The sequence below is a fragment of the Sunxiuqinia sp. A32 genome (assembly GCF_052690465.1).
Window position 1 is genome coordinate 259,167 of the sequence record NZ_JBQYLI010000001.1, and the last position, 25,271, is coordinate 284,437.

Here is a 25,271-nt window from a genome sequence, read left to right on the forward strand (position 1 = left end):
GCCTTTTCTAATATCATAGAGTTTAATTAAGCTTGTAAGAGTTCTTTTACCTGGTTGTATACATTTTCACCTGTAAATCCAAGTTTCTCATCCAACACTGTATATGGTGCTGAGAACCCAAATGAATCCAATCCGAAAACTTTACCGTCAGCACCAACCAAACCTTCGAGGTTAACCGGTAATCCAGCAGTCAATCCGAATTTTTTAACACCAGCAGGTAAAACCTCATTTTGGTATTCAGCTGGCTGGCTTCTGAAAAGACCTTCTGATGGAACAGATACAATTCTGCTCTTAATTCCTTCTTTCGAAAGGAGCTCTGCTCCTGCAATTAAGGTGCTTACTTCTGAACCACTCGCTAATAAAATGACATCAGGAGTACCTACAGAGTCAGTAACAATGTAGGCTCCTTTTTCTGCTTTTAATGCTTCAGCATAACGATCTTCTGCAGGAAGGTTTGCAATATTCTGGCGTGATAAAATCAATCCGGTAGGAGTGCTTGTATTTTCCAATGCCATTTTCCATGCAACGGTAGTTTCTTCGCTATCTGCAGGACGAATCACCAACATAGAATTTTGTCCATGGTGGTTTTTCAGTTTTTCCATCAAACGGATTTGTGCTTCCTGTTCTACTGGTTGATGAGTAGGTCCATCTTCCCCAACACGGAATGCATCGTGTGTCCATACATATTTTACTGGAAGCTGCATCAATGCAGATAAACGAATCGCTGGTTTCATGTAATCAGAGAACACGAAGAATGTTCCACATACTGGAATTACACCTCCATGCAAAGCCATACCGTTCATTAAACAAGCCATTGTTAATTCACAAACACCAGCTTGCAGGAATGCACCGGAAAAATCACCTTTTTGGAAAGCAGTTGTTTTCTTAAGGAATCCATCAGTTTTATCAGAGTTCGATAAGTCAGCTGATGAAACCACCATGTTTTCAACATTTTCGGCAAAGGCAGTAAGAACAGTTGCAGATGCTCCTCTTGTTGCAGCACCAGCTTTTTGTTCAATTTTTGAGAAATCAAATTCAGGAGCTTCGCTGGAAAAGAATTTTTCCAATTTTGAAGCCAGTTCTGGATTCTCTGCAGCCCATTTTGCTTGTTCAGCTTTTTGGACAGCGGCAGCCTTGATTAATTCTTCGTTGCGTTTTTCGAAAAGTTCTTTTACATCACTGAAAATTTCGAAAGGTTCGTCCGAAGACCCCCCCAGATTTTTAATTGTATTTTCGAAGCTTGCACCAGCTGCACCTAGAGGTTGACCATGAGTTGAGCACTGACGTTCAAAATTGTCTCCATTTGCAGTTACGGCACCCTTACCCATAATTGTTTTACCAATGATTAGGGTTGGTTTTTCTATTTCAGAATTTGCAGCTTTTAAAGCTGTGCGAATTGCCTCTACATCATTTCCTTCTATGGTCAATACGTTCCATCCCCACGCTTCATATTTCTTAGCTGTATCTTCTGTTGTAACAGCATCCGTTCCAGTTGAAAGTTGAATGTCGTTAGAGTCATAGAACATGATCAAATTGCTTAGTCCGAGGAATCCTGCAATTCGTCCTGCACCTTGAGAAATCTCTTCCTGTACACCACCATCAGAAATGAAGGTGTATGTTTTGTGAGCCATCCATTCTCCAAAGCGTTCTACAAGGAATCTTTCTGCAATTGCTGCACCAACAGCCATCGCATGTCCTTGACCTAAAGGTCCTGAAGTGTTTTCTACTCCTCTTTCAACATCTACTTCAGGATGTCCTGGAGTAACGCTTTCCCATTGTCTGAAGTTTTTCAAATCATCCATGCTGTATTTTCCTGCAAGTGCAAGTGTTGAATATAGCATTGGAGACATGTGTCCTGGATCTAAGAAAAACCGGTCACGATTGATCCATCCCATATCCGAAGGATCATAGTTTAGAAACTCGGAGTATAAAACACTGACAAAATCTGCTCCTCCCATTGCACCGCCCGGGTGACCTGATTTTGCTTTTTCAACCATCGCGGCAGATAGAATACGAATATTATCTGCTGCTTTGGAAACTAAATTGTTGCTCATGATCAAGTGTATTTTTTGAGAATTTATTTATTAGTGCTCGCAAACGAATGCAAAAATAATACTATTTCTAGAAGATAGTATCCTGCTGTGTTAGGTAACGAAAAAAAACCAGTGAAAGCTAAAAACTTAACACTGGTTTCTCATTATAATTTTGATATCATTATTGTATCACACGAACCATGATAACACCTTCAATAGCAGCAAGCTTTTCAGTAATTACGGGGTCAGTTTCTTTGCGATCAATATCGATAATGTTGTATGCAATCTCCGCTTTATTGCGATTTAGCATATTGGAAATATTCATTCCTTCAGAAGCAAGTGTGGAAGAAATTTGGCTAACCATATTAGGTACATTTTTATTGGCGATGATAATCCGAACGCCACCATTTCTCTCCATCTCTGCAGATGGGAAATTGACTGAGTTTACAATATTTCCATTTTCAAGGTATTCTCTAACTTGATCTACTGCCATTACTGCACAGTTTGTTTCAGATTCTGCTGTAGATGCACCCAAGTGAGGAATAGATATTACTTTATCCATCTTTAGTACTTCCTCATCAGGAAAGTCAGTTACGTAACGGGCAACTTTGCCAGATTCGATAGCAACCTTAAGGTCTTCGTTATTTACCAAACCGCCACGTGCGAAATTCATTAAGCGAACTCCGTCTTTCATCATTTTGAATTTATCTTTGTTGATAAATCCTTTGGTTTCTGCGCTCAATGGAATTTGCAAAGTAACGTAATCAGCATTTGCAAGAAGTGATTCCATGCCTTCAGCTTGTTTAACATTACGGCTTAATTTCCAGGCATGCTTAACTGAAATAAATGGATCATAACCCAAAACATTCATTCCTAATGCTTGAGCAGCATTCGCAACTAATACACCAATAGCACCTAATCCAATAACAGCAAGAGTCTTTCCACGAATTTCCTGACCTCCAAAGTTTTTCTTTCCGGCTTCAACCAAAGCAGGAACTTCGTCGCCTTTTCCAATTAAAGTTTTTGCCCATTCGATTGAAGCTGCAATATCGCGCGAAGCTAAAAGCAAGCCGGCAATTGTAAGTTCTTTTACTGCATGAGCATTTGCACCAGGAGTATTAAAAACAACAATGCCTTTGTCTGTACACTTTTCAATTGGAATATTGTTTACGCCTGCACCAGCACGGGCAATCGCTTTTAAACTGGAAGGTAATTCCAGATCGTGCATTTTTTGACTACGCACAACGATGGCATCCGGTGTACTAAACTCGCTGGCAATTTCGTAATTATCTAAAGGGAAATTTTTCAATCCGATAGGATCGATCTTATTTAAGGTTTGAATCTTAAACATGTTATAAAAATTTTATGTGAGTGCCTATAATTATTGTGAAGTATTAAAGTCTGACAAAGATCAGAAATTTATTTAAGATTTGATATTTTCAACTTGCTTTTTTATTCAAATTGAAAAATAAATAACCTTTCTTTTATATAACGGTTGATGTCACTTATATAAAAAGTTACCAATCATTTTCCAGTACAAATTTTGAAATTTCTGAAAGTTGCTCATCGGTTAATTGAGGAAATCCAGTCATCTGAGGATAATCCATTCGTTTGCGTCCTGGAGCTTTTATCCAACTGTTAAGATCTTCCTGTTTCCCTTCATAAAGTGGAGAGAGGTCTGCCATTGGAGGACCCACCAGTCGAGTGTTTGCGGCATGGCAAACGGCACAGTGTGATTGAAATAATTCTTGGCCGGGTGATGAACTTATTGCTTCCAGAGTTTCCTTTGGAACCAATAAATTCTGGTGAGCTTTTTCAACATTTTCCCAGTGTGCTTTTGTTTTTTCGGCCATTAAATCTTTATGTGTACTCAAGGCATTTTCCCGATAGATATGTCTTCCGGTACCCATAAATAAGATGGTAATAACAACTGATGCGATAATCATCCAAAATTTCCGGTCAATTCCCATCTCATTTTTCACCATCTTTCTCCACATCCAGTAAATACCAATCAGGGCAGATAAAGCGCCTCCCAGGATTACCCAAAATAGCGACCAACTCATTCCTTTACTTGGAAGTGTCAGGTACAGAAGTGGTCCAAAAATAAGTTGTGATCCAGTTGCACCTAATGCCAGGTTGAGCGATTTCTTTCTTAAATCTGCCTTGGTAATCTTTTTGAATGTTTCTGGTAATTTGTAAGCCCTTCGTCCAAAATATGCTGTCATAAATAAACCTGTAACGGCAAGTGATGCAACAACAAAGTGTAAATATCGAGGAAAGACGTTTGGTAAACTTAGTGCCGTGATAAATCCTTCCATTTCATGCCACCGTTCGGGGAACAGCATTAAATTAATATTGGCTAAAAAAATGAATGGAATAAATAAAAAACTTAGTAGGGGAACAGCTAAAATAGTCAGATGAAGTGCTTTGTTATTTTCCAGTCTATTCCAATTGTATTTATGTAAGTACAATAACAAAAATGAAATTGCAACCCATGGAACAATTGAAATCCACATGTTACCAGTAAGTGCATTTGCTGAATAAAAATATACTGTGTATAAAACGTTGATAGAGAGAAGAGGGGCAACTCCTAAAACCACAGCCATACTTTTATTAACTGTTATTGTGCTGGCAATCTCCCGCGCAAACATGTCGTACTCTTTGTTTTTTAGTCCTTTAATCTGGTACCAGAATGTAAGAATTGTTCCACCCATCATCAGGTTGATAAAGAGGATATGCAAAAGAAATGATACGATTAGAATGCCTATCAACAGACCCTCAGGGAGTGGTAAAGGCAGGTTGATATCTTTCGGAACCGGTAATTGGAGGATCGTTATATTAGTCATGATTTTGTTTTTTTGTTGGTTAATTTACCTCAATACCTTTCAATTGTGTGCCTTCGAGAACTGTTGGCTCTTTACGTTGCCATATAATATAATCAACAAGTGCTCCAAGTTCCTGATCATTTCCCGGAAATGGTGGCATGTACGAACGAACATTATGCATACTGGATATATATGCTTTCATTGCTTCATGGTTGAATTCCTGATCAGCTCCGTACATATTCTCAAAGTTTGTTACAATAGAATTTATTCCATGGGTGGTATGGCAACGTGTGCATGCAATTTTGAAAACCTCTTCTCCAGCATGAAGCCTATTCGATGAATTAATGGTTTTAATAGCAGAATATGCAGAATTATTGAGTATTCCAGTTTGTTGGTATAGTGGATACTCTTCTACTAAAAGTCCGTTTGCATACATGTATTCGCCAATGACGTATGGTTTTCTGATGAATTCCCTTAGGCGTTCAAAGGTCCCCAGAAACAACATCGCAACAATAAATGGAATAATCATTAAATGTTTCGGAAGTCGTTTGGGGATAAATACTCCGGATATCCCCACAACAAATCCGATGATTATGGCAATGAGCATTACGTGTAGCAATGAACTATACCATTCCTGAAATGCCTGTGTCCCAATGGCAACTGGTAAATTTCCAATCATGAAACGTGGAATCTGCCAGTAATAAATAAATGCACCAATTGCTGCAATGGGGGTCCATCGTAATATCCAAAATGAAATGGTTCTAACGATATCAGGACGATACGGATTACTTTTTTTCATCCCATACAGGGTGGCCATCAAGGCAAAACAACCAGCCATCATCATGGCAACAGGAGTACGGAAGATAAGTTGAGGCAAATAGATTGGGTTAGTAAAACCACTCCATAGCGTGTGATTGGTTAACCAGTTTCCAGGATCCATCATAAAGCCGAGTATCGCAACAATAATTGCCATCGTCAGCCAGGAGAATATGGCCAACATTGCTCCAAATCGAATATGTTTCTTTTTAGCTTCAACTGATTGGTTTGATTTTTTCCAGTTTAGGAAGTAGATCATGATGAAGACAACCTCCAACATGAAAACGATCCATTCTGTAAACCAGGCGAAATAGAAAACCCGGATTAATGAGCCTATAGATGCCGGATTTGCCAGGGAAGCAGCAAACCAGATTCCTACTCCTGTAAGTGCACCAACGCTAGTGGTAATTATAAATCCAATAAACATGAGGCGTCTGGCTTGTTCATCCCAGGCTTTTGCAGCTTCCGGATTTCTTTCCTTTTTTAAAAATCCTCGATATTCAATCCAGGTTACTAATGGAATAAAACCTACTGCCAGCGCATGATTGATGATCACGTGTAATATTGCAATTACCGCTATCAGCATTCGGTTTCCCATAAAATCAAGATGAAAAATTGGAAAGTCTAGCATAATCGTTAGTTTTTGTCCTAACGATATTATGAAATTTTGAACATATATTCAATAGCATGAATCTGTTATCTAAATGGTTTTCAAAGTTTAGAACCATTCCATGCAAAAAAATAAACCTGTGATTTTTGATTTACTATTTCCCTTTTCGCCAGCGACTGTTTGGCTTTGCAAGTCCGGGCATCCCCTTATTGATAAACTTGACGTCTTCTATCGAATAAAACGCATTGGGGTTATAGGTTCGAATGATTTCAATTACTTTCTGGATTTCGTTTCGTTTGATGATGGAATAAATAACAGCTACCTCTTCACTGGTTGCTCCCTGCGCGTTGTGGTAAGTAATTCCATAACCGCTTGCTTTAAGTTTTGCAATTAGGTTATCCGCACTTTTACGTGTAATTATTTGAAGTTGCACAATGCCAACAGCCAATTTTTCTTCAATGATGAGACCGATGTAATTTCCAGTGGCAAATCCAGCGCCATAGGCTACGTAAGCAACCCAATTATCAATGTTTTGAATAATTTTGCTCATGGTTATTAGCCAAATAATCACTTCAAAAAAACCGAGCAGCGGAGCAATCGCTTTTTGCCCTTTCGATACCATTACAATTCTCAAGGTGCCAACTGTTACATCACTAATTCTTGCAAAAAAAATCAACAATGGCAGCACGATGTAGGTAAACATGTCACCTTGAAAAAAATTGCTGTTAATGAAATCCATAAGCTAGTATTACTTTCTTAAAATTAGTAAAATATAGCATATTGAAAATGGTTGTCAATGCAGGTTGATTAATGTCAACATGTGACATGTCCAGCGGAATGGCTAAAACTCAGACGTGAAATGGAATTTAATATCTTTGAATTCATCCTGCGCCATTTGCAAAATAAAGCCTGAATCAGCCATGAATACATCCCGACCTCTTTTGTCCGTTGCCATTTTTTGATGCTTACGCTTTTTGAATTCATCCAATACCTTTTTATCATCACATTCAATCCAACAAGCCTTGTGCATCGACAGATTTTCAAATCGACACTTGGCTCCGTATTCATGTTCCAATCGGTACTGAATTACCTCAAATTGAAGTTGGCCAACTGTTCCAATGATTTTTCGACCATTAAAATTGCTGGTAAAAAGCTGTGCCACCCCTTCTTCCATAAGCTGATCAACTCCTTTTGCCAATTGTTTAGATTTCATTGGATCAGCATTTTCAATGAATCGGAACAATTCAGGAGAGAAGCTTGGCAATCCTTTGAAGTGTACTTCTTCTCCTTCAGTTAAAGTATCACCAATAATGAAATTTCCATTATCAGGAACTCCAATGATATCACCAGGATAGGCTTCGTCGATCACTTCTTTTTGCGATGCCATGAACGCAGTCGGGCTCGATATTCTCACTGTTTTACCCGATCGTATATGTTTGTATACTTTGTTACGTTCGAATTTACCTGAGCATATTTTTACAAAGGCAATTCTGCTTCGATGGTTCGGGTCAATGTTCGCATGAATTTTAAATACAAAACCACTGAATGTGGTTTCATCAGGTTTTATTTCGCGCTCTTCAGTATAACTTGGTCGTGGGAAGGGCGCAATCTCAACGAACGAATCCAATAGCTCCTGAACTCCAAAATTATATAAGGCGCTTCCAAAAAATACTGGAGCTAAATCTCCTTTCAGGTATTCATTGACATCAAATTCAGGATAAACACCTTCCACTAGTTCAAGTTCTTCACGGAGCGTGTCAGCATCTTCACCAATATATTTCTCCAAGTCTGGATTGTTTACATCATCAAATGCAATGCCTTCTTCAACCTCTTGCACATTCGCGTCAAACAAGCGAAGGCTTCGGTTATATATATTATACACTCCTTTAAAATCAGGACCACTATTGATCGGCCAACTCAACGGTCTGGTGCTGATCTTTAATTGCTTTTCAATTTCATCCAAAAGCTCAAATGAATCCTGAGCCGGACGGTCAAGTTTATTCACAAACACGATTACCGGAGTTTTTCTCATCCGGCATACATTCATTAATTTCTCAGTTTGGGGCTCCACACCTTTTGCTGCATCAATTACAATAATTACACTGTCAACAGCGGTTAGGGTGCGAAAAGTATCTTCCTGGAAATCCTGGTGACCCGGCGTGTCAAGGATGTTGATTTTATAGTTTCGATATTCAAAACCCATTACAGAAGTGGCAACAGAAATACCACGTTGCCGCTCTATTTCCATAAAATCGGAGGTAGCTCCTTTCTTGATTTTATTGCTTTTAACAGCACCTGCAACTCGAATCGCTCCACCAAATAAGAGAAGCTTCTCCGTTAATGTTGTTTTACCTGCATCTGGGTGACTAACAATTCCAAATGTACGTCTGCGTTTGATTTCTTCTATAAAGCCCATGCCTAAAATTTGAGCTGCAAAAATAGAACTTTTTACACAAACTGAAACTGAATTTAAAACGAACCGCTGAATCCGGTTGGAAATATAAATTAGATGATTCTAAGTTAACATTGCAATACTCCGAGATCGCTTCAATTCTTCTAACTAATCGAGTGTTTTTGTGATTCTCCTCCAGATATTTTTATGAAATTTAACTCCTTGTTTACCTGTTCGTTGGTGGTAGGTTTGCAAGGGGTCACTCGGCGAAAATCTTAAGGAATCCGTGTTCTCATAGAGTTCTATCAATTCGGGATGGAACTGGAACCCAAACACGTGTGGATATTTTTTATGCTTTATTCCTTCAATAACTTTATTATCCATCGACCAGGCAACTACATCCCAGCAATCATTTAAATTTTCGACAGCTTGATGATGCGAACTTAATACGGGGGGTGAAACAGATGATTTCCATTTTACTTCTTTTCTGAAAAATCCATCTTCATCTAATTTTAATCGATGAAAACTGCCATTCATCAATTGCTTGCTGTCAAATATCTCAGGCCAATAGTTCTTATGCAGCCTATCCTGATCTAATTTGACGATTTCTGTTGTATCTTTTAAATTGTAGATTTCGATAGGGATATCTTGCACCATGGTTCCACCAGTTGCTACATTCATCGTTTGCATACCTAAACAAAAGCCGATAATAAAATACCGCGGATTTCTTTCCAGATATGGTACAAAATCCGGATTTTGTTTTCCTCCAAGCAGGTGAAAAATATATGATAATTCAAAAAAGTGACGATCGGGATCTGTTACCTGCGAATACGTATTTTCTTCTCCATAAGCTTCTGGCTGTATATCCGGACCTCCAAATAATATAATACCTTTTGATTGCTCAAACATGACATTGAAATTTGAAGAGAAGTCATTTTCTTCAAAAATATTTTCCAGGGTAAAAGTTCCGGTGAGCCTCTGAAGATGAAATTTTTCCATCTCATTTTCACGAATGAATCTTATCGATTGATTATAATCATATCGCTCGGCATAAAAATAAACACCAATAAATTCCGTTTCACCTACAAAGAGAATTTGGTTCTCAATTAAGTAGTTGATTCGTTCAATATTTTCAACCGTTGGATGAGCAAGTAATATATATGTTTTTGTTGGATCATAACCAGAATTAAAGAAATTTTGCGACGATGCATTTTTTGTAAAAAATAAGCAGAAAGCCAGTAATAACTGGATGAAAAATAATTTTCCTTTCATGAAGCTGTCATTTTTTTGTAAAAATTGGTGATGAATTTAATCTTTTTATTGGAGAAGTGGAAAAAAGTGGAGAAGTATCTTTTTTATTGCTATTTTTAAATTTTATAATCAGAATCTTAAAATAGATTATCATGTCATTTAAACTGTTTTTTCTCAATGCTTTTGGTGGAATAAAAAGTACTTCTAAAGTTGAAGAAGAGCACAACCGTTTATGGAAAAATTACCAGGAATTTCTGCAAGTTAGGGACTCCGAGGAATTGAAAAGCTTTTTAGAACTAGAAAAATTTGTTCAATCCGATGAATTTATAAAAACAAAGAAAAAGATTCAGAGCTTGAATTTCAAAGGGAGTGATGAGGAAAAGCAACTAAAAGAATATAATAAACTTCAAAAGGACAAAAAACTTAAGAAGTATTATCAAACCGTTGGTTCGGCTAATATAAAAAAATACCAGGATCTGGAAGAAAGTGATACTTTAAAAAGGTATAATGAATTAAAGGTTCTTGCTGATAGAGGTCAATTGAAAGGTGATAAAGAAAAGAATGACGAGTTTAATAAATTGAAAGGATCTGAGTCAATTCGTTTCTTTAATAAATACCCAAAGTCATCAGAATATAAAAATTATAAAGCTATTCATAGTTCACCAGTTAAATCTCGTTTTGAAGACTTAAAAGAAGTTGTATCATCAGAAGAGTTTATATCAAGAAAGAGCTACCTGGAAGATGCTAAAAAATGGGAAAAAACAGATGAATTTCAAAAAGAGCAATTGTATAATGAAATGAAAGGAAAACCTCATTTCGTTAACTACTTTAAATACAAGCATAGTAATGCTTTTGATTTTTTCGAGTCATGGAATCTGGTTTTTGAAGATCAATTTGAGGGAAAAGATCTTAATAAGGAAAAGTGGAGTACTATTTCAAAAGTGGCATCAGAGACAGTTGGCAAGAACTTTTCAAAGGTTGGAGATTTGCAGGCGTATACGTCGAATGGAGAAAATATTATCGCTACCGATGGAAATCTGAAGATTGAATCCAGAAAAGAAAAAATCAATTCATTAATATGGAGTCCTGTCGGATTTCAGGAAATAGAGATGAATTATTCTTCCGGTCTGTTAACCACTGCAAATATTTTTGAACCTCGATTTGGTATTTTGGAAGCAAAAATAAAATATGATCCACAAAAAGAGCTGGTTGATGTTTTTTATTTAGCAGGAGAAGATCAATCGATACGAGTCAATTTGGTCGAAATTGGGAAAGTCAACAGACTTGGTTTATCCGTTGGTAAAAATGGAGATTGGCAGCATCATGGAATAACTTTAGGTGGACTTTCTACTGGTAAGTCATACATTTTCAGAATGGAATGGGAGCGAGGTAAACTTTGTTGGAAAATCAATGGAAAAGAAGTTTATTCAGCTACTACAGATGTTCCAATCGATGAAATGAATATCAATCTTGCGACCTTAGTTGTAGAAGATACAATCAAATTGCCACATCGCTATAACGTAGAGTGGGTTCGCTTTTTTCAAAGGAAATAATAAATCATGAATTGGACTGATGAGTTTGATGGAGCGGTTACAATATGTAATCGCAATGGAATTATTGTGTATATGAATGCAGGTTCCAAGAAGCAATTTGCAAAATATGGAGGAGAAGCTTTGATTGGAACCAACCTGATGGATTGTCATTCCGAAAAGTCAAAAGAAATGCTTGCCAAAATGTTGGAAAGCCCCTGTCGGAATGCGTATACAATTGAGAAGAAGGGAGTTGTTAGACAAATTCTGCAAACACCCTGGATGGAAAATGGTGATTTTAAAGGTGTTGTTGAGATTTCTTTTGAGGTGCCATCAAAGATGCAACATCAAAAACGTGACTAATAGCCTCTCTTATTAAATAGTATATACCCAAAACTAAAAGCGAGGTATAACTTGGTGTTTTCTTTTTCAAAATAGTTTAAGGTTAAGCTGATTGGCCCAAGTCCCGAGTGGTATATCAGTCCACCGGATCCCATTAGTTTCAGGGTCGAATAACTATCCGGATCATAAAAGGCTTTAAAATCTTCTGTTTGGTTTATCCTTCGAACAGGCACAAATCCATAACCTTCAAAACGAAGATGGAACTGATCGCTCAATTTTACGATTGTTTTCAACCCAGTTGCAACATATTTGCTTGCTCTGAATTTATTCAGTACCAAGGTTTGGCTATAAGGCGTAGGAGTGAAGGACGGTGCCGAAAGAATTGTTGACTGGTAATTGCTAAATACTTTTTTATTACTGTAGACACCTTCTGCAAGAAACCCTAATGATAACTTCCTTCCAATTCTGAAGTAATTGTCATAGCTCCCTTTGATGGTGTAGAATTCATGGTTGGTAGTTGATGTCTGATTCGTTGAGGAGGTTGTTCCCGGTTCATTTCGTTCTTGTCCACTCACATAAGTGAATGATAAACATGTGGATATTCCTTCGGTTGGGTATTGCTTGTAATTCAACGAATTTTCTTCGAAACTTGCTTGAGCGGCAAAAGCATCAAACTTTGTTTTGTCAGCTTCGTCAAATTTCGATACCGGTCCATTTTGATAGTATTCGTCAATAGCCATTGAATAACTGGAACCAAGTTTAAACTTACCTCTGGTCCATAATGGAAATGCCATTTCTACCCGAACATTATTTTCATCTTGAATGATGTAAGGAGGTCTCACATCTTCAAAGAAGAATTCATTTGCAGTGGAGTAGTAGTCCCAACGATTAAAAGTAGCGTACCCGGAAAGGTAAAATGGGAGCTTACTTGGAAAATCAATGCGACCACCAAATTTTATTGAGCTATAGAATCGTCCAAAGTAAATGTTTGAACTCAAGGTGTAGGCTCGGTCATTAAAATAAAGGTAGTCTAAACTGAGAAAACCCTGATTAATTGGCTTGGTCGAAACATTTCCTCCAAACTTAAGCTCAAAGGGTGTGGTTTGTTTGACTTTCAAATGCAGGTCAAAGTATCCCGTTTCAGGATTATACATAGATACCGGCCTGATGGATTGGATTTGGGGATCAGCCACCAACTTAAAGTATTGTTTTCGTAGTTCTTCAAGATCAATAGTGTTGGATTTATGTTTAAGACTTTGGATGATATATTTCCGTTGCATGGCATCAGTAACACCTTCAACTTGTACATTTTGGAATAACATATCTGGTTTCTCCAATTTAAACATTTCCCGGCGTTTGCTAACTTCATTCTGGCTAACTTCTCGTGGAATTCTTGACTTAATACTATCAATTTGTGCCAGAGCTGTTTGCTTCCCTGCGTTTTCTATTTGCTCTATTTTATTAAAATCAAGTAAGTTGACATTGGTGAATTTTGTTTCCAATAAAATACCTTTTTCATCCGAAATTTCGTATTCCGTTTTTTGCATGATCATGTTCTCGAGCTGTGCCATCACATCATCTTCATCAGGGCGGCGAGCATTGTTAGCTACTTTGTGCCCAATAATGATGTCTGGAGCAAAGCTTTCAATCATGTTTCTGGTAGGGAAGTTATTTACAATACCACCGTCAAATACCAAAGCCCCGTCTATAACAATGGGTTTGAAGTAAAGTGGAAATGTCATGGAAGCGCGGATGGCTTCTCCCAGATCACCATTTCTAAGTTCAATTTCGCGGTTGTCAAAAACGTCGGTGGCGATGCACAAAAAAGGGACAAATAGTTTGTTGAAATCGTAGTCGCAAACCGCATTCGTTGACGCAAACATTTCCATGAATGCAAAATCCATTTGTTCTTCGGGAATAATATTGGTCGGCGGTAAAATCCGTAATTTGTCTTCGGTTCTTTTAAGATCGAGGCTTAACCATGATGGATCATCCTCCAATTTTCGAAAAAAGTAGCGGTATTCTTCCTGTATTTTTCCGGTTGACCAAAACTTAAATTGATCGGATTTGAATAATTCCTCCATTTCTTCAGGAGAATAGCCTGCAGCATAAAGTCCTCCGATGATTGCCCCCATGGATGTTCCTGCAATGTAATCAATAGGAATATTATTTTCTTCAAGAGCTTTAATGACACCAATATGGGCAAGGCCCTTGGCTCCTCCACCACTCAGTACCAAACCTACTTTTTGAGCTTGTAGTGAATTAAGATTGAGGATAATAATAAGAAAAGCTAGAAGGCGTCGTTTCATTGAGATTGGCTTTATTGTTGTTTTGCTGAAAATCAAATTTATGAAAAACAAGCCTCATAATTTATATTTTACGGGGAATTTTAAGAGTCAACCTTCATTTTTAGGGATTGAAACCCTTCGCCTAATATTTCGCTTGTGTCCATTACTGTAATAAAGGCATTGGGGTCGATTCGACTGATAAACTGCTCCAAAATTGCGACTTCACGTCTACTTACAACGGTGTAAATAATTTGCTTTTCATTGCCAGTAAACATGCCACTACCTTGTAAATATGTTCCTCCGCGTTCCAAATCAACCAGAATTTTATGCTTTATTTCTTCGTGTTTATCCGAAATTATTAATAGGGCTTTATTATAGTTTGCACCCTCGATTGTGATGTCGATTGCTCGGCCCGTAATGTAGATGACGAGCCATGAGTATAGTGGAATCTGCCAGTCCTGAAATACGGCAAGGCCAAATAAGACGATCACCGAATCAACATAGATCATCAATTGTCCAATTTGTAAGCCGGTGTATTTCGCAATAATCATGGCAATAATATCTGAACCACCAGATGTAGCGCGGGATTTAAAGATCAGTCCTAATCCAAAGCCAATCAGAACACCTCCAAATACACACGATAGTAAAACATCCTGCACCAGCGGCGCTTCTCCGTCAACACGCAGATAAGTTATCAGATCCATAAAAACAGATGTGAGTACGAAGCCCACCACTGTTTTAATACCGAATCTGGGTCCCAATATTTTGATGCCAGCAATCGTTAGTGGTATATTTAATATTAAACCAAACAATCCAATTGGAATTCCATCAGGCCAAAACGAAAATAGCCCCTTGCTCAAATAATGAACTACAATGGCAATGCCATAAACACCTCCAGGGACGATTTTATGTGGCGAAATAAAAAAGACAAATCCTACTGCAAGGATAAAAGCACCGATGGTAATAAAACTGTATTCTTTAAACCATTTAAGGCTAAAATTTTTTTCTTTTTGAATGAATGGCATAATTCTTCATTTTTTACAAAAGTAGCAGGTAATAAGTATATTTTCTGGTGACTTTTATCATCGAATCCATTCTATTTGGAGAAGATTTTTATCTGCTTGAATTCGAACCGAATAATTATTTCATTCCGAGTTTTTTATTCTCCTTCAAAAGACCAATTGATTCCTTTAACCGTTTTTCTTGCGTTTCTTTTCGTTTGGCAGAAGCAATCCAGTTAATATATTCTCTTTTGTAAGATGGTGCCAGTTGGTTGAAATTGGAAAGAGCGGGTTCGTTTTTCGCAAACTCAGCAAGCATGGAAATTGGCGCATGCAATTGCTTGCTGGATTTTTCTTTCATTTTTGATTTAATCTCGGATGTCTTCCAGCTGAGTTTCCCTGTTTTTGCATATTCGTCAATTTTCATCAGTCCGGCGTTCGTCATTTTTTTGTTTTTAATAAGCTCAATGACTTTCAGTTTATTTACATCAGACCAATTTTTTAAATTTGTTCGAGGAGAGAATATTTGCATATACTGTTCTTCATCAATACGTTTTACTGTGCTGTCAATCCATCCAAAGCAAAGCGCTTCTTCCAATGCCTGAGCATAATGAATGCTTTCTTTTTGAGTGTGTTTTTTGAAGTAAATCAGCCAAATACCGTCACTCTTATTGTAGTTGAGTGTTAGCCAATCCCTAAATTCTTTTTGATTTTTGAAGTAGACTTGTTGTAGTTCTTTCGTTGGCATGACGAGAAACGTTAAATGTCAATATTTAATTTTAAACCATCATAAGCGAGAAAAACATTTGAAGGTAATTCATCTTGCACCTGCTCATGAAATCCCATTAAATGAGAAATGTGAGTTAGATAGGCCTCCTTCGGTTTTAATTCATCTATTAATTGCAACGCTTCCTCCAGGTTGTAATGTGAAATATGTTTTTCTTTTCGAAGCGCATTCACTATTAAAACATCTAGTCCAAGGAGCTTTTGTTTCTCATCATCTTTAATAAAATTAATGTCGGTCATGTAGGCAAATTTCCCAATACGATAGCCAAATACCGGCAATTTGTAATGAAGTCCCCGAATGGGAACAATTGGAATTCCTTCAATGTCAAAAGGCTTGTTCTCCACTAAATGTAAATTCATTTGAGGAATTCCAGGGTATTTATATCGGGCAAAGACGTAGTTAAATACACGCTTAATTGCTTCCTGAACACGAGCTTCGGCATAGATATCTGTTGGGTGACCTTGCACCCAGTTAAAAGATCGAATATCATCCAGACCAAATAAATGATCTGTATGTTCATGGGTGAGCAAAATTGCATTTAAATGGTTGAGTTTGGTTTTCAGCATTTGTTGCCTGAAATCTGGTCCTGCATCAATGACTATTTTAAGCCCATTAATTTCAATTAATAAAGATGAACGAAGTCGTGTATCTTTGGGATTATTTGATTTGCATACATCGCACTCACAAGCAACAACAGGCACTCCTTGAGATGTACCCGTTCCGAGAAGCTCTATCTGCATGGTGTAATTATTATTCATGTATAGCATAAAACTACAAAAAATAGATTTCGTAGTAGCAGAACTTATTTTAATTATTTTTGAAGAAAAAATTTTATGGCAAAGGTTTTCCTAATTCCTGTTACGCTTGGAGAGAGTGATATTTCAACGGTGATACCTGAAAATCATCGAAAAATTATATTGTCAATTTCACATTTCATTGTAGAGAATATTCGCACTGCCAGACGCTTTCTAAAGAAAGTGGACAAGGATATTGATATTGATTCTCTTACTTTTTATGAATTAAATAAGCATACCAACAAAAATCAACTGCATACATATATTGAACCAATAAAAGGCGGGAAGCCTGTTGGAATTATGTCCGAAGCCGGATGTCCGGGAGTTGCTGATCCGGGAGCTGATGTTGTTAGAATCGCACATGAAAAGGGAATTCAGGTAGTTCCTTTGGTTGGACCTTCTTCAATTTTGTTGGCAATGATGGCATCGGGAATGAATGGACAAAATTTTGCTTTTAATGGATATTTGCCGATTAAGAAAGCTGAAAAAATAAAAGAAATACGGCATCTGGAAAGCCGGGTTTATAATGAGAATCAGTCTCAGGTTTTTATTGAAGCACCATATCGTAACCAAGCACTGCTGGAAGATTTCATTAATGCATGCCAACCTCATACATTACTTTGTATTGCGTGTGATATTACGCTTGAAACAGAATTTATTCAAACGAAACCAATTAGTGCCTGGAAAAAGAAGTTGCCTGAGGTGCAAAAACGCCCTGCAATATTTATTCTAGGGAAGTAGTAATTCGCTGGGATCTAACTCATGCAAGTTTTTGGTAAAAAAATAGCAGGAAAATAATTCCTGCTACTAATATGATTTGCCTACAATTGATTAGTACTCATCTTCATTGAAGAAAAAATCATCTTTGCTCGGATAATCGGGCCAGATATCTTCAATGCTCTCATAAATTTCTCCTTCGTCCTCTATTTCCTGCAGGTTTTCAATCACCTCAAGCGGAGCTCCAGATCGGATTGCAAAATCAATCAACTCATCTTTAGAAGCGGGCCAGGGTGCATCTTCCAATTTTGATGCTAATTCTAGTGTCCAGTACATATTCGAAGGTATTTTAGTTTAACCTGTTTATTAATTTTGCGAATATATAAAAAATTACATCAAAACCTAAATAAAAAATCACCCTCGATTTTCGTCTGGAATCCACAGATTTTCAGGCGCTTTCTGGTCAAAGGCAATTTTCCGGCCTAACACAAATAAGTAATCTGAAAGGCGATTAATGAATTTTATCAGGTTATTTTCAATTTTTGTCTTTTCAGAGAGCTCAATAATACGTCTTTCTGCCCTTCTGCAAATTGTTCTTGCAATTTGTGTTTGAGCCGAACTAACACTCCCTCCTGGCAGAATAAAATTGTCTAATTTTGGTAAGGTTTCAAACATAGTATCCATTTCATTTTCCAGAAGTTTTATATCCTCTTCTTTGCATGGATACCTTTTTTTGAATTCTGCGGCAGAATCATCCGTTGCAAGTTGAGAACCTATAACAAATAGTTTATTTTGGATGAATTGAAGGACTTTTTTTGAATTGTCATCAACGCCCGAAGCTATAATTAATCCAATATGACTATTTAATTCATCAACCGTGCCGTAGGCTTCAAGCCTGACGTCATATTTCTTCACCCTGCTACCACCGATTAGCCCGGTAGTGCCATCATCTCCTGTTTTGGTGTATACCCTAGTTATTTTACTCATTAAATTACTGGATTTGGATTAATGTCATCGGATTCAATTTGTCCATCTTTTAGCCTGATAATCCGGTGGGCATGCTTGGCAATATCTTCTTCGTGGGTAACAACAATTAGCGTGTTCCCTTTTCTGTGAATTTCAGCAAAAAGTATCATGATTTCTTCTGAAATTTTTGAGTCCAGGTTTCCTGTAGGCTCATCGGCCAACAAAATAGATGGATTATTCACCAGGGCTCTGGCAACAGCTACCCGTTGACGCTGTCCTCCGGAAAGCTCATTTGGCTTATGCTCCATTCGATCTTCCAGTCCAACTTCGGTTAAGATCTTGGTTGCCTGTTCAATTCGGTCGTGCTTTTTAATTCCCGCATAAATTAATGGTAACATGACGTTGTCAAGTGCGGTATTTCGCGGCAGTAGATTAAAGGTTTGAAAAACAAAACCAATTTCAGTGTTGCGAATTTCAGCAAGCTCATCGTCAGTAAGGTCGCTAACACGCTTATTATTTAAAATATATTCTCCGCTTGTAGGGGTGTCCAAACAGCCAATGATATTCATTAGTGTTGATTTTCCGGAACCTGAAGCACCCATAATCGCAACGTACTCGCCAACGTTAATTTGCAAACTAACCGAGCGTAATGCACGAACAACTTGTGTTCCTACTTTATAGTTTTTTACAATGTCTTTCAGGTTGATAACTTGTTCCATGTTTTCTGGTTTGAAATTGTTTATTGGTTTAACTAATTGGTAATAATATTGTTGTCTGGTTTTCTGTAAATTTTTAAAATAAATAAAAAATCTTCTCAGGGGTATAACAATAATTGAGCCACAAGTTATCAAAATAATTTTTGTTTTGAGATAGATTTATGAAAGTTTAACGCTTAATATTAATACATAAAAAAGGATGGATTTCAAATCCATCCTTTGCGTGTTTTGACAATATTACCCTATTATATCAGATCAAACTTGTAAATTGTTTGGTGATCATACTTTTCACCAGGTTTAAGTTCGGTTGTTGGAAAATTTTCATGGTTTGGCGAATCCGGATAATGTTGAGTTTCCAATGCAACTCCCGCATATTTGCCAAATTTCTTTTCGCCATCAATTAATAATTCCGGAATCCAAAATCCAGTGTAAAGCTGGATGCCAGGCTGAGTCGTAAAGACTTTCAACTGACGACCGGACAATTCCTCCTGCAAACATCCGGCATATACGACAATGCCACTTTCATTATCCAGCACATAATTTAAATCGTACCCATCTGGAAGCGTATTTATGTCTTGCCCCAATTTTTTGCGAGTGGTGAAATCAAATACAGTTCCTTCAACTGGAATAATTTTTCCTGTTGGGATCATTTCCACATTCTCCGTAATTTTTGTTGCTGGTAGTTCTAATGAATGGTTACAAATATCTTCTTTTCCACCGGTAAGGTTAAAATAACTGTGGTTGGTAAGATTAATAATTGTTGTTTTGTCAGTTTCTGCTTCGTATTTCAGTGATAGCTCATTGTCTGCATTTAATGAATAAGTACAAACCACATCAATCGTTCCCGGATAACCTTCCTCTCCATCAACACTGGTGTAGCTCATTTTTACACCAACTTCGTCTTCTGTTTCAAAAGTTTCAGCAGTCCACAGTTTCTTATCAAAACCTTCAAGCCCTCCATGTAAATGATTTGGGCCATTATTAATTGCTCCGGTGTATTCTTTTCCTTCAATACTATATTTACCATTTGCGATGCGGTTTCCATACCTTCCAATAATACACCCAAAATATGGATAGCCCCCAAGATATTGCTCACTAATATAATCTTCAAGCTTTTCAAAGCCACAAACTACATTGTCAACCTGTCCTTGTTTGCTACTCATTTCAATTGAAGTGATGATTGCGCCATAGTTTGTTATCTTAACTTTGAGTTTGTTGTCATTCTCAAGAGTAAATAATTCGGCAGTTTGTCCATTCGGTAAGATGCCGAAAGTTGTTTTACTTAGTTTCATTTGATTAATTTTTAGGTGTTAAGTCTACAAATTTAATAGATTGTTGCAAACTGGTGGGTACTGGTGGTTAAAAATATGATGGTTTTTTTTAGTTTTGTATGAATTAACTAACGCCTTTACCTGTGAAAAATATTCAAATTGATGATAGTCTGGGAGTTCCCAAGTACCGCCAAATAATAAATTCGATTTATCAGGCTATACAAAATGGTAATCTCAAACATGGAGATAAGATACCTTCATTAAATCAAATATGTGCAGAATTTGAATTGTCCCGCGATACGGTAATGGTTGCATTTAACGAACTCAAAGCTAAAGGAGTGATTAGCTCCATTCCGGGAAAGGGGTATTATATTAATAGTACTGAGATTAATGTGGATGAACGAATCTTTGTTTTGTTTGATGAATTAAATGCTTTTAAAGAAGATTTGTACACTTCTTTTTTAAATAGTCTGGATATCAAATCAAGTGTCGATATATATTTTCACCACTTTAATTTTCAGCTTTTCAAAGATTTGATTGCAGAAAGTGCTGGGAAGTATACTTCGTATGTAATTATGCCGGCAACATTTGACAATACGCTTGATATTCTTTCTGTTTTGCCACAAGAAAAAGTTTACATACTTGATAGGAAGAAGGAAGATTTGTTTGGTTACCCGCTTGTTTATCAGGATTTTGAAGATGATGTTTATTCTGCGCTGAAGAGTGGAGACGAACTTTTGAAGAAATACAAAAAACTGACTATGGTTTTTCCAGGGGGGAAAGAACCTGAAGGGCGCATGACTGGTTTTCAGAAGTATTGCAAAGAAAAGAATATTGAATTCGAAGTTTTGAGAAGTCTAATCGGGCGTGAAATTCAAGAAGGAGAAGCATATTTTGTGCCTTCAGATAGGAATTTGGTTCGTTTAGTAAAAATGGCTAATGAAAAGAATTTTAGGCTTGGAGACAATTTTGGCATTGTGTCGTTTAACGATACGATGCTAAAAGAAGTAGTGGCTGGCGGAATCACTACAATTTCTACAGATTTTGAATTAATGGGGAAGACCCTGGCAGAAATGATTATTGAAAAAGGAAAGGATCAGGTTCGCAATCCGTCGAAGTTGATTAGAAGAAATTCATTATAGTGTTAAAAAACACAGGTTGAGGTGAGCATCGAAAGGCAATTATTTGTAGTTTTGCCCACCAGTACCTACCAGTTGGTAAAATTTATAAAACATGAGTAATTTTAATATTGAAGATCATCCACACAAGAGGTTAAATCCGTTGACAAACGATTGGATTTTAGTATCGCCACATCGGTCAAAAAGACCATGGCAAGGGCAAGTTGAAAAGACAATTATAGACGAGCGTCCAAAATACGATCCTAGCTGTTACCTATGTGCAGGAAACGAAAGGGCAGGAGGTCATAAAAATCCCGATTATAAGGGAACGTTCGTTTTTACAAATGATTTTAGTGCATTGTTGACGAATACTCCTGAAGGAGGAATGGACGAAGGAAGCCTATTTCAGGCAAAAAGTGAAAGCGGAATTTGTAAAGTTATTTGCTTTAGTGAAAACCATAGCCTGACAATTCCTGAAATGGAAGTTGAAGATATTCGCAAAGTAATCGACGTTTGGTGCGAGCAATTTGAAGAGTTGGGTGGCAATGAACTAATCAATTACGTTCAGATTTTTGAAAACAAAGGTGCGATTATGGGATGTTCGAATCCACATCCGCACGGACAAATTTGGTCGTCTTCATCAGTTCCTGTTGAACCTGCAAAAGAGTCTGTATCTCAGAAAGCCTATTTTGAGAAAAACGGTGCAACTTTATTGGGCGACTATCTGAAAGCCGAACTTGATAAGAAAGAGCGGTTGTTGGCTCAAAATGAGCATTTTGTTGCGCTGGTTCCATACTGGGCAGTTTGGCCATTCGAAACCATGATTATCAGTAAACGTCCGGTGCAGAATGTTCTTCAATTAACCGAAGAGGAAAAAACTGCATTTGCAGATATGTACAAGCAACTTACCGTGAAGTACGATAATTTGTTTGAAACTTCTTTTGCTTATTCTGCAGGTTTGCATCAGGCGCCAACGGATGGAAAAGACTATCCGGAATGGCATTTACACATGCATTTTTACCCACCATTATTGCGGTCTGCAACAGTGAAGAAATTCATGGTTGGCTATGAAATGTTAGCTACTCCACAGCGAGATATCACTGCGGAACAAGCAGCCAAGAGATTACGTGACTTATCAGATATTCATTATAAAAAACAATAACCAATTAAAATAAATCAAATTGTATTATGGCAAAAATTAGTGCTTTAATTGAAAAAATAAATGGTGGAAATAATCCACTATTTCAGGAATTATACGGAGTTGATGCGGTTGTTTTAAAAGAACAAGCAGATCGTTATGCCGATTTAATGGCTGAATTTGAAAAAACTTATAGTTCTGACAATGTTGAGCTTTTTAGTTCTCCTGGACGTACTGAAATTGGTGGTAATCATACTGACCACAACTATGGTCGCGTTTTGGCAGGTGCGGTGAATCTTGACAATATTGCAGTTGCTGCAGCAAACGGAACAAATACGATTCGTATTAAATCTGCTGGCTACCCTGAGTTTCAAGTGGATTTGAGTTCATTGGAAATTGATGAATCACAATTCTATACATCTTCATCATTAGTAAAAGGGATTTGTGCCAAGATGAAAGAAAATGGTTATGAAATTGGTGGTTTTGATGCGTGCATCGAAGGCCGAGTACCAAAAGGTTCCGGATTAAGTTCTTCTGCTTCTTTTGAAGTATTGATTGGCGCTATTGTGAGCCATCTATTTAATGATGGTAAAATGGGCGCTGTTGAGAACGCAATTATCGGACAGTGGTCAGAAAATAATTTCTTTGGAAAACCATGCGGATTGATGGATCAAACTGCATGTTCTGTTGGTGGTTTAATTACTATTGACTTTGAAGATCCTTCAAAACCAATTGTAAAAGAAGTTGATTTTGACTTTGTATCTACAGGATTCTCATTGGTTATTACTGATGTAGGTGGCGGTCATTATGACGCTGCTTCTCAAGCTGAATATGCATCATTGCCAACTGAAATGAAAGCAGTTGCTGCAGAATTGGGGGTTGATGTTTTGAGAAAAGTTACGTTGGAGCAAATTGTAGAAAAAATCCCTGAAATCCGTGAAAAGACTGGTGATCGTGCTATTTTACGTGCATATCACTTCCAGGGAGATAACCAACGTGTTGTTGATCAGGTTGCTGCATTGGAGAACAATGATTTTGACGCATTCCTAAAAATGGTTGTTGAGTCTGGTTATAGTTCATACATGTACAATCAGAATATTTTCGATGTTGTTCACAAAGATGATCAGGTCGTTTCGTTGGCATTGGCTTTAAGTGAAATGGTGCTTAAAGGAAAAGGTGCATGGCGTGTTCATGGTGGTGGATTTGGTGGCACAATTCAAGCTTTTGTTCCACAGGATCTTCTTGAAGAGTACACCAAAACTTTGGAGCATGTTTATGGAGAAGGAAAATGCCATAAGTTGTTTATCCGTGCCAAAGGATCTATCAAATTAGAGTTGTAAGATTACTACACTATACTTAAACTATAAGAAATGAGCAAGAACAAGTATTTGTTTCCTTTGATTGTGATGGCTTCGTTGTTTTTTCTTTTCGGATTTATTACAACAATGAATAATTCAACAATTGAATTCCTAAAAGGAGCATTTGGTCTAAATGATGTACAGAAGCAGTTGCCAAATACTTTCTTTTATGGGGCATACATACTTTCTGTGCCTGTAGGCTTTTTAATAAAGCGAATAGGTTATCGGTTCTCGATATTTACGGGATTGGCATTAACAGCATTAGGTTTTTTTGCTAGTGTCCCTGGAGTTGGATTCGGATATTTCGGCTTTTTAACAGCGGTGTCAATTTTTGCGATAGGTGTGGTTGTTCTTCAGGTTGCGGCAGCTCCTTATGTTGTTGCCTTAGGACCTGCTGAAAGTTCAGCTAGCCGTTTGACGTTAACCAATGCGTTAAACTCAGTAGCCACAGTAATTGCTCCAATTTTTGTTTCGGTGCTGTTAGTGACACCTGAACTTGCACCTGGTCAGGTGTTGGAGAATTCGGCTATTCAAGATATCGTTAAAAATCCATTTATTGGTATTGGTATAGCAACAGCTGTTATTCTTGTTATTATGCTCTTTCTTAAGTTACCAGATATTAAAGGTGAGCAGGAAGCCGCAGAGCAGGCAAGTACTAAAAAGCACAAATCAAGTGCATTTAAATATCCTCATGTATGGTTAGGGTCTTTCGCGATCTTTGTATACATGGCTATTGAGATTGGCATACCAAGTTTCTTTGCAGATTTTGCCAATAAAACCGGTGCCGTGATTACTACATCAACTACGGATATGTTGAAGTATTATTGGGGAGGTTTAATGGTTGGACGTTTGATTGGTATTTTTGTTCTTCAAAAAGCAAGGCCAACATTAATTCTATCCATTTGTGCTCTTGGCGGTGCTGCAATGTTGGGTGGAGCGATTGTATTAACAGGTAATATAAGTATGTGGTTGTTCCTGGGAACAGGATTATTCCATTCAATTATGTGGCCTGTAATATATAGCCTGGCTTTGGAAGATTTAGGCCCTCATGCCGATGTTGCTTCTGGTATTATTGCAACTTCTGTTATTGGTGCTGCTATTTTAATGCCGATTATGGGAGCTGTTCAAACACTTACCGGTTCGGTAGTAATTGCAATTAGCTTCTTGTTCATTTATTATATCTACTTGATTTTCTTTGCCGCAAAGGGCTCAAAAATTAGGACTTAGCAAATTTTTTTATCGATATTTGAAATGCCGGTTAGATTTTTCTAACTGGCATTTTTTATGCTGTGAAGCATTTTTTTGCAAATTTTCTATAA

At 37.3% G+C, this 25,271-nt stretch carries 22 protein-coding genes; 7 read left to right on the forward strand and 15 right to left on the reverse strand.

Features of this window, described 5'->3' with window-relative positions; genetic code table 11:
* Positions 1 to 26: 26 nt before the first annotated feature.
* The 7 genes from ACUNWD_RS00960 to ACUNWD_RS00990 all read right to left on the reverse strand — a co-directional run bounded on the left by ACUNWD_RS00960 (position 27) and on the right by ACUNWD_RS00990 (position 9,948).
* Complete coding sequence (locus ACUNWD_RS00960; RefSeq protein ID WP_445585888.1) at positions 27 to 2,054, reverse strand: transketolase family protein; 2,028 nt, start codon at positions 2,052 to 2,054, stop codon at positions 27 to 29.
* 160 nt (positions 2,055 to 2,214) lie between these two features.
* The gene (locus ACUNWD_RS00965) at positions 2,215 to 3,384 is read right to left on the reverse strand and encodes a phosphoglycerate dehydrogenase (protein WP_445585889.1); all 1,170 of its coding nucleotides are present in this window, start codon (positions 3,382 to 3,384) and stop codon (positions 2,215 to 2,217) included.
* A 166-nt stretch (positions 3,385 to 3,550) separates the two neighbouring features.
* A complete protein-coding gene (locus tag ACUNWD_RS00970) occupies positions 3,551 to 4,879 on the reverse strand; it encodes a c-type cytochrome (protein ID WP_445585890.1) in 1,329 nt (442 codons plus the stop codon).
* 19 nt (positions 4,880 to 4,898) lie between these two features.
* Positions 4,899 to 6,305, reverse strand: a complete 1,407-nt coding sequence (locus ACUNWD_RS00975; protein WP_445585891.1) for a c-type cytochrome — start codon at positions 6,303 to 6,305, stop codon at positions 4,899 to 4,901.
* 133 nt (positions 6,306 to 6,438) lie between these two features.
* Positions 6,439 to 7,023: a DUF2179 domain-containing protein gene (locus ACUNWD_RS00980; protein WP_445585892.1), complete on the reverse strand. Its 585-nt coding sequence runs from the start codon at positions 7,021 to 7,023 to the stop codon at positions 6,439 to 6,441.
* Positions 7,024 to 7,125: 102 nt separating this feature from the next.
* Positions 7,126 to 8,700 carry a peptide chain release factor 3 gene (locus tag ACUNWD_RS00985; protein WP_445585893.1) on the reverse strand — a complete coding sequence of 525 codons (1,575 nt, stop codon included), beginning with the start codon at positions 8,698 to 8,700 and terminating at the stop codon, positions 7,126 to 7,128.
* A 144-nt stretch (positions 8,701 to 8,844) separates the two neighbouring features.
* Positions 8,845 to 9,948: a gamma-glutamyl-gamma-aminobutyrate hydrolase family protein gene (locus tag ACUNWD_RS00990; RefSeq protein ID WP_445585894.1), complete on the reverse strand. Its 1,104-nt coding sequence runs from the start codon at positions 9,946 to 9,948 to the stop codon at positions 8,845 to 8,847.
* A 131-nt stretch (positions 9,949 to 10,079) separates the two neighbouring features.
* On the opposite strand from ACUNWD_RS00990, the gene ACUNWD_RS00995 reads away from it, so the two are divergent.
* Both ACUNWD_RS00995 and ACUNWD_RS01000 read left to right on the forward strand, forming a co-directional pair.
* Positions 10,080 to 11,480: a glycoside hydrolase family 16 protein gene (locus ACUNWD_RS00995; protein WP_445585895.1), complete on the forward strand. Its 1,401-nt coding sequence runs from the start codon at positions 10,080 to 10,082 to the stop codon at positions 11,478 to 11,480.
* Positions 11,481 to 11,486: 6 nt separating this feature from the next.
* Positions 11,487 to 11,819, forward strand: a complete 333-nt coding sequence (locus tag ACUNWD_RS01000; RefSeq protein ID WP_445585896.1) for a hypothetical protein — start codon at positions 11,487 to 11,489, stop codon at positions 11,817 to 11,819.
* On the opposite strand, the gene ACUNWD_RS01005 is transcribed toward ACUNWD_RS01000, so the two are convergent.
* The 4 genes from ACUNWD_RS01005 to ACUNWD_RS01020 all read right to left on the reverse strand — a co-directional run bounded on the left by ACUNWD_RS01005 (position 11,816) and on the right by ACUNWD_RS01020 (position 16,632).
* Entirely contained in the window at positions 11,816 to 14,107 is a 2,292-nt protein-coding gene (locus ACUNWD_RS01005) for a patatin-like phospholipase family protein (RefSeq protein ID WP_445585897.1), read from the reverse strand. The genes ACUNWD_RS01000 and ACUNWD_RS01005 overlap by 4 nt on opposite strands.
* An 80-nt stretch (positions 14,108 to 14,187) precedes the next feature.
* A complete protein-coding gene (locus ACUNWD_RS01010; protein WP_445585898.1) occupies positions 14,188 to 15,111 on the reverse strand; it encodes a YitT family protein in 924 nt (307 codons plus the stop codon).
* A 115-nt stretch (positions 15,112 to 15,226) separates the two neighbouring features.
* The gene (locus ACUNWD_RS01015) at positions 15,227 to 15,835 is read right to left on the reverse strand and encodes a YdeI/OmpD-associated family protein (protein ID WP_445585899.1); all 609 of its coding nucleotides are present in this window, start codon (positions 15,833 to 15,835) and stop codon (positions 15,227 to 15,229) included.
* A gap of 11 nt (positions 15,836 to 15,846) precedes the next feature.
* Entirely contained in the window at positions 15,847 to 16,632 is a 786-nt protein-coding gene (locus tag ACUNWD_RS01020; RefSeq protein WP_445585900.1) for an MBL fold metallo-hydrolase, read from the reverse strand.
* Between the two features lie 75 nt (positions 16,633 to 16,707).
* Between ACUNWD_RS01020 and ACUNWD_RS01025 the strand changes: the two genes are divergently transcribed.
* Complete coding sequence (locus tag ACUNWD_RS01025; protein WP_445585901.1) at positions 16,708 to 17,409, forward strand: SAM-dependent methyltransferase; 702 nt, start codon at positions 16,708 to 16,710, stop codon at positions 17,407 to 17,409.
* Between the two features lie 90 nt (positions 17,410 to 17,499).
* On the opposite strand, the gene ACUNWD_RS01030 is transcribed toward ACUNWD_RS01025, so the two are convergent.
* From ACUNWD_RS01030 to ACUNWD_RS01045, 4 genes are all read right to left on the reverse strand, one after another.
* Complete coding sequence (locus ACUNWD_RS01030) at positions 17,500 to 17,721, reverse strand: DUF2795 domain-containing protein (protein WP_111446584.1); 222 nt, start codon at positions 17,719 to 17,721, stop codon at positions 17,500 to 17,502.
* 78 nt (positions 17,722 to 17,799) lie between these two features.
* Complete coding sequence (locus tag ACUNWD_RS01035; RefSeq protein ID WP_445585902.1) at positions 17,800 to 18,372, reverse strand: cob(I)yrinic acid a,c-diamide adenosyltransferase; 573 nt, start codon at positions 18,370 to 18,372, stop codon at positions 17,800 to 17,802.
* On the reverse strand, positions 18,372 to 19,070 hold the full coding sequence (locus tag ACUNWD_RS01040; protein WP_445585903.1) for an ABC transporter ATP-binding protein: 699 nt from the start codon (positions 19,068 to 19,070) through the stop codon (positions 18,372 to 18,374). The genes ACUNWD_RS01035 and ACUNWD_RS01040 overlap by 1 nt, the downstream gene beginning before the upstream one ends.
* Before the next feature lie 242 nt (positions 19,071 to 19,312).
* Positions 19,313 to 20,359 carry an aldose epimerase family protein gene (locus ACUNWD_RS01045; RefSeq protein ID WP_445585904.1) on the reverse strand — a complete coding sequence of 349 codons (1,047 nt, stop codon included), beginning with the start codon at positions 20,357 to 20,359 and terminating at the stop codon, positions 19,313 to 19,315.
* A 122-nt stretch (positions 20,360 to 20,481) separates the two neighbouring features.
* On the opposite strand from ACUNWD_RS01045, the gene ACUNWD_RS01050 reads away from it, so the two are divergent.
* The 4 genes from ACUNWD_RS01050 to gluP all read left to right on the forward strand — a co-directional run bounded on the left by ACUNWD_RS01050 (position 20,482) and on the right by gluP (position 25,179).
* Positions 20,482 to 21,480, forward strand: coding sequence for a GntR family transcriptional regulator (locus ACUNWD_RS01050; protein WP_445585905.1), 999 nt, complete (start codon positions 20,482 to 20,484; stop codon positions 21,478 to 21,480).
* A gap of 91 nt (positions 21,481 to 21,571) precedes the next feature.
* Positions 21,572 to 22,618, forward strand: a complete 1,047-nt coding sequence (locus ACUNWD_RS01055) for a UDP-glucose--hexose-1-phosphate uridylyltransferase (RefSeq protein WP_445585906.1) — start codon at positions 21,572 to 21,574, stop codon at positions 22,616 to 22,618.
* A 26-nt stretch (positions 22,619 to 22,644) separates the two neighbouring features.
* A complete protein-coding gene (locus ACUNWD_RS01060; RefSeq protein WP_445585907.1) occupies positions 22,645 to 23,934 on the forward strand; it encodes a galactokinase in 1,290 nt (429 codons plus the stop codon).
* Positions 23,935 to 23,964: 30 nt separating this feature from the next.
* Complete coding sequence (gluP, locus tag ACUNWD_RS01065; protein ID WP_445585908.1) at positions 23,965 to 25,179, forward strand: glucose/galactose MFS transporter; 1,215 nt, start codon at positions 23,965 to 23,967, stop codon at positions 25,177 to 25,179.
* Positions 25,180 to 25,271 lie beyond the last annotated feature (92 nt).

What these genes read in the sequence shown, in the direction of transcription:
- ACUNWD_RS00960 (WP_445585888.1), bottom strand. Translation starts at nt 2,054, where the DNA reads ATGAGCAACAATTTAGTTTCCAAAGCAGCAGATAATATTCGTATTCTA.
- ACUNWD_RS00965 (WP_445585889.1), bottom strand. Translation starts at nt 3,384, where the DNA reads ATGTTTAAGATTCAAACCTTAAATAAGATCGATCCTATCGGATTGAAA.
- ACUNWD_RS00970 (WP_445585890.1), bottom strand. Translation starts at nt 4,879, where the DNA reads ATGACTAATATAACGATCCTCCAATTACCGGTTCCGAAAGATATCAAC.
- ACUNWD_RS00975 (WP_445585891.1), bottom strand. Translation starts at nt 6,305, where the DNA reads ATGCTAGACTTTCCAATTTTTCATCTTGATTTTATGGGAAACCGAATG.
- ACUNWD_RS00980 (WP_445585892.1), bottom strand. Translation starts at nt 7,023, where the DNA reads ATGGATTTCATTAACAGCAATTTTTTTCAAGGTGACATGTTTACCTAC.
- ACUNWD_RS00985 (WP_445585893.1), bottom strand. Translation starts at nt 8,700, where the DNA reads ATGGGCTTTATAGAAGAAATCAAACGCAGACGTACATTTGGAATTGTT.
- ACUNWD_RS00990 (WP_445585894.1), bottom strand. Translation starts at nt 9,948, where the DNA reads ATGAAAGGAAAATTATTTTTCATCCAGTTATTACTGGCTTTCTGCTTA.
- ACUNWD_RS00995 (WP_445585895.1), top strand. Translation starts at nt 10,080, where the DNA reads ATGTCATTTAAACTGTTTTTTCTCAATGCTTTTGGTGGAATAAAAAGT.
- ACUNWD_RS01000 (WP_445585896.1), top strand. Translation starts at nt 11,487, where the DNA reads ATGAATTGGACTGATGAGTTTGATGGAGCGGTTACAATATGTAATCGC.
- ACUNWD_RS01005 (WP_445585897.1), bottom strand. Translation starts at nt 14,107, where the DNA reads ATGAAACGACGCCTTCTAGCTTTTCTTATTATTATCCTCAATCTTAAT.
- ACUNWD_RS01010 (WP_445585898.1), bottom strand. Translation starts at nt 15,111, where the DNA reads ATGCCATTCATTCAAAAAGAAAAAAATTTTAGCCTTAAATGGTTTAAA.
- ACUNWD_RS01015 (WP_445585899.1), bottom strand. Translation starts at nt 15,835, where the DNA reads ATGCCAACGAAAGAACTACAACAAGTCTACTTCAAAAATCAAAAAGAA.
- ACUNWD_RS01020 (WP_445585900.1), bottom strand. Translation starts at nt 16,632, where the DNA reads ATGAATAATAATTACACCATGCAGATAGAGCTTCTCGGAACGGGTACA.
- ACUNWD_RS01025 (WP_445585901.1), top strand. Translation starts at nt 16,708, where the DNA reads ATGGCAAAGGTTTTCCTAATTCCTGTTACGCTTGGAGAGAGTGATATT.
- ACUNWD_RS01030 (WP_111446584.1), bottom strand. Translation starts at nt 17,721, where the DNA reads ATGTACTGGACACTAGAATTAGCATCAAAATTGGAAGATGCACCCTGG.
- ACUNWD_RS01035 (WP_445585902.1), bottom strand. Translation starts at nt 18,372, where the DNA reads ATGAGTAAAATAACTAGGGTATACACCAAAACAGGAGATGATGGCACT.
- ACUNWD_RS01040 (WP_445585903.1), bottom strand. Translation starts at nt 19,070, where the DNA reads ATGGAACAAGTTATCAACCTGAAAGACATTGTAAAAAACTATAAAGTA.
- ACUNWD_RS01045 (WP_445585904.1), bottom strand. Translation starts at nt 20,359, where the DNA reads ATGAAACTAAGTAAAACAACTTTCGGCATCTTACCGAATGGACAAACT.
- ACUNWD_RS01055 (WP_445585906.1), top strand. Translation starts at nt 21,572, where the DNA reads ATGAGTAATTTTAATATTGAAGATCATCCACACAAGAGGTTAAATCCG.
- ACUNWD_RS01060 (WP_445585907.1), top strand. Translation starts at nt 22,645, where the DNA reads ATGGCAAAAATTAGTGCTTTAATTGAAAAAATAAATGGTGGAAATAAT.
- gluP (WP_445585908.1), top strand. Translation starts at nt 23,965, where the DNA reads ATGAGCAAGAACAAGTATTTGTTTCCTTTGATTGTGATGGCTTCGTTG.